The sequence below is a fragment of the Streptomyces shenzhenensis genome (assembly GCF_003688995.1).
GTDB lineage: Bacteria > Actinomycetota > Actinomycetes > Streptomycetales > Streptomycetaceae > Streptomyces > Streptomyces shenzhenensis_A.
Genome location: NZ_PENI01000002.1, coordinates 577,426 through 583,441, shown reverse-complemented (window position 1 = coordinate 583,441; position 6,016 = coordinate 577,426). Strand labels below are relative to the sequence as shown.

Here is a 6,016-nt window from a genome sequence, read left to right as displayed (position 1 = left end):
CGGAACGCACCCCCTCGGCGAAACCCGCCATCCTGTCGAGCACCGCGTGCACAGCGGGGACCACATTCTCCCCGTCCACCTCGACCACCGCGTCACGCGGCGCACGCAACGCCGAATGCAGCACCGCCCGCCCCTCAGTGACATTGATCCTCTCCCCACGGAACATCGCATCCCGCAACCCGAACACATCGGTCGCGGCAGCCAGCTCGCGCAGCAGCCGCAGCGTCTCGTCGGTGACGAGATGCTTCGAGTAGTCGAGATACAGGTCGCCGACGCGGAGCGTGTAGCCGGTCCCGCGCCCCGGGTCGGCGGTGAACAGGTCCCGCAGATGGGTGTCGGCGAGCTGCTCACGGTGCTCCGCCAGCGCGCTCCACTCGGGCGTCTGGTCGAGCCTGGTACGGCCGTCTGCGTTCATTTCGGACTTCAGCCTTCTTTCCTGCACCTGTCCTGCCACGTGCTGCTGCGTACCCCGCCCCGCTGCCGGTCCCAACCTAGTTGATCAGGGCGTGAGGTGACGTCTCGTCGCGCCGTCGTGCGGCGCAACAACAGATACGTCCGGCTTGCCCGCCGGTATCAACGAGAAGACCGCCAGAGCGAACGTCCCGGCCGCCAGCAGGGCCGGTCCGTTGGGCCCGTACGCCCCGGCCACGGCGCCGCCGAGGAGAGCGCCGAGCGGGGCGCCGGAGGCCGACGCCGTACGGAAGGCGGAGGCGACACGGCCCGCCATCGGGCCGGGGCTGCGCCGCTGCATCAACGTGACCTGGTTGACGTTCCACACCATGCTCATCGCGCCGAGCAGCAGCATGCCGGCCAGGAGCGCGGGCAGATACCGGGCACAGCCGATGAGCAGCAGCGCCGCCGTCTGCACGGCGCCGACGAACAGCAGGGCCCGCACCCGTCCGGCACGGCGGGCGATCCGCTGGGCGACCAGGCCGCCGGCGATGCTGCCCGCCGAGTAGGCCGTGAGTCCGGCGGCGTATCCCGCGGTCCCGGCGTGCAGCCAGCGTGTGACGTGCAGCACCAGCGTGGCGATCAGGGCGCCCATGCCGATGTTGCACAGCAGGGTGGCGGCGCAGACCGCGCGCAGTGGCCGGTCGCGCCACAGGAAGCGCAGTCCCTCGCCGATCTCGGCACGCAGGGTGCTGCCCGCCGGGCGTGGCTGCCGCCCGGGCGGCCGGGCCGGCAGGGAGGCGACGAGCGCGGCGGCCAGCAGATAGGTGCCCGCGTCGGCCGCGAACGGCAGGAACGCGCCGCCGACCAGCAGCAGCGGCACGCACGGTCCCGCCAGCAGCCCGCCCGCCACCTGCTGGCCGGTCATCAGCCGGGCGTTCGCGCCGCCCAGGGTCTCGCGGTCCACCAGGGACGGAAGCAGGGCGGTGGAGGCATTGTCGAAGACCGTCTGGAGCGTGGTCAGCGCGAAGGCCAGCACGAGCAGCAGCGGGATCGACGCGTGCCCCAGGCCGACGGCGAGCGCGAAACCGGCGACGAGCAGGCCCCGTGCCGCGTCCACCGTCCACATCGCCCGCCGCTGGTCCACCCGGTCCGCGACGGCGCCGCCTAGCAGGCCGAACAGCAACCACGGAGCGTAACCGCAGGCGGTCACGGCGGCGATGGCGAAGGCGTCGTCGGTGAGCCGCGCCGCTAACAGGGGCAGCGCGGCGGCGCGCAGCGCGTCCCCGAAGCGGGAGACGACGGCGGCCGTCCACAGTCGTCCGAATCCCCCGCGCCACTCGGGCGCGCTCCTGCTCACCGCCGTGACCGTCGCCATGTGTCCCCCCTCACGATTCGCCGATGCACAAACCGTAAAGGGCACCACTGACAATCGGTCCGCGGACGGTGTGGGCGGACCCGCGGAACGACTTCGGCCAGGCGCCCGCGGGCACCCGGCCGGTTGTCAACTGCTAGATCTCGCCGCGCAGTTTGGCGAGCGCCTCGGCGAGGATCGCCTCGCCGTCCGCGTCGCTGCGCCGCTCCCGCACATACGCGAGGTGCGTCTTGTACGGCTCGGTGCGCGGCGGGTCCGGCGGGTTGTCCTGATCCTGTCCGGCCGGGAAGCCGCAGCGCGGGCAGTCCCAGGTCTCGGGAACCTGTGCGTCGCTGGCGAAGCTGGGCTGCGTCTCGTGCCCGTTGGAGCACCAGAAGGAGATGCGCAGACGCGGGGCGGACTCGCCCCGCTCGGCCTCGCCCATCGGCCCCGCCCCGACCCGGCTTCCTCGGATCGCGTTGCCACTTGCCACGGTCGTAACTCCCTGCGTGATGGTGCGGCGAAGCGAGTCGGCGTTCCGCTTCGCTGCGAGCGCCTCAGTCTACGTAAGGCCCAACGCGCGTCCAGTGATTGGAGTTACCGTCCCCCTCAACCAGACGCAAGCCCCATGATAGGCCGCGTGCAAGGGCGCGTACCGAACATGGGGCCTTACATTCGCAACGTATGCGTCACTCAGCTGTTCGTCTTCATGATCAGGCCGAGCACGATGATGCACGCGAACCACAGCAGACCGACCACCACGGTGATCCGGTCGAGGTTGCGCTCGGCGACCGAGGAGCCGCCGACGGACGACTGCATGCCGCCACCGAACATGTCGGAGAGGCCGCCGCCCTTCCCCTTGTGCATCAGCACCAGCAGCATCAGCAGCAGGCTGAAGACGATCAGGGCGATCGAGAACCCCAAAACCACGGCTGGACCAACTTCCTCGGATTCGGATGGACGACGGGGGCCGGCAGGCACCTGCCAGCCCCCGCAAGGGTACGACGGATCTCAGCTACCGCCTACTCACGGCTTCGCCGGGCCGTGTCCGGGGCGGGCCCCACCGGGGCCGCGCCCCTGCGGCTCACTGGTCGCGGAAGCGGACGATCTTGACGAACTCGTCGGCGTCCAGCGAGGCGCCGCCGACCAGGGCACCGTCGACGTCGGGCTGGGCCATGATCTCGGCGACGTTGCCCGACTTCACGGAGCCGCCGTACTGGATGCGCACCTTGTCGGCCACGTCCTGCGTGTACAGCTCGGCGATCTTGCCGCGGACGGCCGCGCAGACCTCCTGGGCGTCCCCGGCGCCGCAGACCTTGCCGGTGCCGATGGCCCACACGGGCTCGTAGGCGATCACGATGGTCTCGACCTGCTCGGCCGTGAGGTCCTTCAGACCGCCCTCGATCTGGGCGAGGGTGTGCGAGACGTGGTCGCCCGCCTCGCGGACGTCCAGTTCCTCGCCGACGCACAGGATCGGGGTCAGGCCGTGCTTGAAGGCGGCCTTGGCCTTGGCGTTGACCTGCTCGTCGGTCTCCCGGTGGTACTGGCGGCGCTCGGAGTGGCCGATGGCCACGTACGTGCACTTCAGCTTGGCCAGCATCGACCCGGAGATCTCGCCGGTGTAGGCGCCGGAGTCGTGCGCCGAGATGTCCTGGGCGCCGTACTTGATCTTGAGTTTGTCGCCGTCGACCAGGGTCTGCACGGAGCGCAGGTCGGTGAAGGGCGGCAGGACGGCGACCTCGACGGCCTCGTAGTCCTTGTCGGCCAGGGCGAAGGCGAGCTTCTGGACGTGTGCGATGGCCTCCAGGTGATTGAGGTTCATCTTCCAGTTGCCCGCCATCAGCGGCGTGCGCGTGCTCATGCTGGTCAGTCCTCCAGTGCGGCGAGGCCGGGGAGCGTCTTGCCCTCTAGGTATTCGAGGGAGGCGCCGCCACCGGTCGAGATGTGGCCGAATGCGGTCTCGTCGAAGCCGAGCGTGCGCACGGCCGCGGCGGAGTCTCCGCCGCCGACGACGGTGAAACCGTCCGTGTCGACGAGGGCCTGGGCGACCACTTTGGTGCCCTCGGCGTAGTCGGGGTGCTCGAAGACGCCCATGGGACCGTTCCAGAAGACGGTCGCGGCGTCGGCGAGCGCGGCGGCGTACAGCTCTCCGGTCCTCGGGCCGATGTCCAGGCCCATCTGGTCGGCGGGGATCTTGTCCGCGTCGACCACGGAGTGCTCGGTCGCCGCCTTGGCCTTCAGGTCCGGGAAGGCGGGGGCGACCACGACGTCGACCGGGAGCAGCAGCTCGACGCCCTGCTTCTCGGCGCGCTCCAGGTATTCGGTGACCGCCGGGATCTGGTCCTCCTGGACGAGGGAGACGCCGATCTCGTACCCCTTGGCCTTGAGGAAGGTGTAGGCCATGCCGCCGCCGATGAGGAGACGGTCGGCCTTGCCGAGCAGCTCGTCGATAACGGCGAGCTTGTCGGAGACCTTGGCGCCGCCGAGCGCGACGGCATAGGGGCGCTTGACGTTCTCGGTGAGCTGCTTCAGCACGCCGACCTCGGTGGCGATGAGGTAGCCGGCGTAGTGCGGCAGCCGGGCCGGGAGGTCGAAGACGGAGGCGTGCTTGCGGTGCACCGCGCCGAAGCCGTCCCCGACGTAGACGTCCGCGAGGGCGGCCAGCCGGTCGGCGAACTCACCGCGCTCGGTGTCGTCCTTGGACGTCTCGCCGGGGTTGAAGCGCAGGTTCTCGATGACCGCGACCTGGCCGGGCTGCAGGCCGTCGACGGCGCCGTGGGCGGCGGGGCCGACGGTGTCCTGGGCGAACGCGACCGGCGCGCCGAGGAGTTCACCGAGCCGTTCGGCGGCGGGCAGCAGCGAGAAGGCGGGGTCCGGGGCGCCCTTGGGGCGGCCCAGGTGGGAGGCGACGACCACCTTGGCGCCCGCCTCGGCGAGGGCCTTGATGGTGGGCAGGACGGCGCGGATGCGGCCGTCGTCGGTGATGACGCCGTCGGCGAGCGGGACGTTGAGGTCGGCGCGGACGAAGACCCGCTTGCCGTCGACGCCTTCGGCGAGGAGTTCGTCGATCGTCTTCATGGATGGGACTCCCGGAGAGGGGCTCGTGATCGTACGAGGGCTGAACACGCGCGTAAGGGCTCGGACTGCGCGCCGTGCGCTGCCCGAGCCCTGCACTCACATCGAAGTGGCGCCTGGTGTGGCGATCAGAGCTGGCCGCCGACGAAGACGGTCAGGTCGACGAGGCGGTTGGAGTAGCCCCACTCGTTGTCGTACCAGCCGATGATCTTCACGTTCTTGCCCTCCTGGACCATGGTCAGGGAGGAGTCGAAGGTGCAGGACGCCGGGGCGTTGACGATGTCGGAGGACACGATCGGGTCCTCGGTGTAGTCGAGGAGGCCCTTCAGCTCGCCCTCGGCGGCCTTCTGGAAGGCGGCGTTGACCTCTTCCTTGGTGACCTCGCGGCCCAGCTCGACGACCAGGTCGGTGACGGAGCCGGTCGGGACCGGGACGCGCATGGCGATGCCGTCCAGCTTGCCCTTGAGCTGCGGCAGCACCAGGGCGGTGGCCTTGGCGGCGCCGGTGGTGGTCGGGATGATGTTCTCCGCGGCGGCCCGGGCGCGGCGCAGGTCCTTGTGCGGGAAGTCCAGGATGCGCTGGTCGTTCGTGTACGCGTGCACCGTCGTCATCAGGCCCTTGACGATGCCGAAGTTCTCGTCCAGGACCTTCGCCATCGGCGCCACACAGTTGGTGGTGCAGGAGGCGTTGGAGATGACGTGGTGGTTGGCCGCGTCGTACTTGTCCTGGTTGACGCCCATCACGATGGTGATGTCCTCATCCTTGGCCGGAGCCGAGATGATGACCTTCTTGGCGCCACCGGCGAGGTGCTTGGCGGCGTCCTCGCGCTTGGTGAAGATGCCGGTCGACTCGATGACGATGTCGACGCCCAGCTCGCCCCACGTGATGTTGGCGGGGTCGCGCTCGGAGAGCACCTTGATGGTGTGGCCGTCGACAGTGATGGTGTCGGCGGTGTGGGAGACCTCCTGCTTGAGGCGGCCCAGGATGGTGTCGTACTTCAGCAGGTGAGCGGTGGTCGCGGTGTCACCCAGGTCGTTGACAGCCACGATCTCGATGTCTGCACCCTGCTCCAGCAGCGCGCGGAAGTAGTTACGACCGATGCGGCCAAAGCCGTTGATGCCTACGCGGATCGTCACGAACCGATCTCCTCGTTGGTACGCCAGCTTTCGTTTGCCGGCGAGCTGTATGGGATGTCCC

General features: G+C 69.7%; 6 protein-coding genes and 1 pseudogene. All 7 read right to left on the bottom strand.

Annotated elements, in window-relative coordinates:
* Positions 1-415, bottom strand: a pseudogene (locus tag CTZ28_RS05505) (glucose-6-phosphate isomerase); the annotation flags it as partial.
* 84 nt (positions 416-499) lie between these two features.
* Entirely contained in the window at positions 500-1,768 is a 1,269-nt protein-coding gene (locus CTZ28_RS05500) for an MFS transporter (RefSeq protein WP_121888072.1), read from the bottom strand.
* A gap of 133 nt (positions 1,769-1,901) precedes the next feature.
* Positions 1,902-2,237, bottom strand: a complete 336-nt coding sequence (locus CTZ28_RS05495; RefSeq protein WP_079060169.1) for an RNA polymerase-binding protein RbpA — start codon at positions 2,235-2,237, stop codon at positions 1,902-1,904.
* Between the two features lie 200 nt (positions 2,238-2,437).
* A complete protein-coding gene (secG, locus tag CTZ28_RS05490) occupies positions 2,438-2,668 on the bottom strand; it encodes a preprotein translocase subunit SecG (protein ID WP_220795307.1) in 231 nt (76 codons plus the stop codon).
* A gap of 160 nt (positions 2,669-2,828) precedes the next feature.
* On the bottom strand, positions 2,829-3,605 hold the full coding sequence (gene tpiA, locus CTZ28_RS05485) for a triose-phosphate isomerase (protein ID WP_121888070.1): 777 nt from the start codon (positions 3,603-3,605) through the stop codon (positions 2,829-2,831).
* A gap of 5 nt (positions 3,606-3,610) precedes the next feature.
* Complete coding sequence (locus CTZ28_RS05480; protein WP_121888069.1) at positions 3,611-4,822, bottom strand: phosphoglycerate kinase; 1,212 nt, start codon at positions 4,820-4,822, stop codon at positions 3,611-3,613.
* 125 nt (positions 4,823-4,947) lie between these two features.
* Entirely contained in the window at positions 4,948-5,955 is a 1,008-nt protein-coding gene (gene gap, locus CTZ28_RS05475) for a type I glyceraldehyde-3-phosphate dehydrogenase (protein WP_121888068.1), read from the bottom strand.
* Positions 5,956-6,016 lie beyond the last annotated feature (61 nt).

What these genes read in the sequence shown, in the direction of transcription:
- CTZ28_RS05480 (WP_121888069.1), bottom strand. Translation starts at nt 4,822, where the DNA reads ATGAAGACGATCGACGAACTCCTCGCCGAAGGCGTCGACGGCAAGCGG.
- tpiA (WP_121888070.1), bottom strand. Translation starts at nt 3,605, where the DNA reads ATGAGCACGCGCACGCCGCTGATGGCGGGCAACTGGAAGATGAACCTC.
- CTZ28_RS05500 (WP_121888072.1), bottom strand. Translation starts at nt 1,768, where the DNA reads ATGGCGACGGTCACGGCGGTGAGCAGGAGCGCGCCCGAGTGGCGCGGG.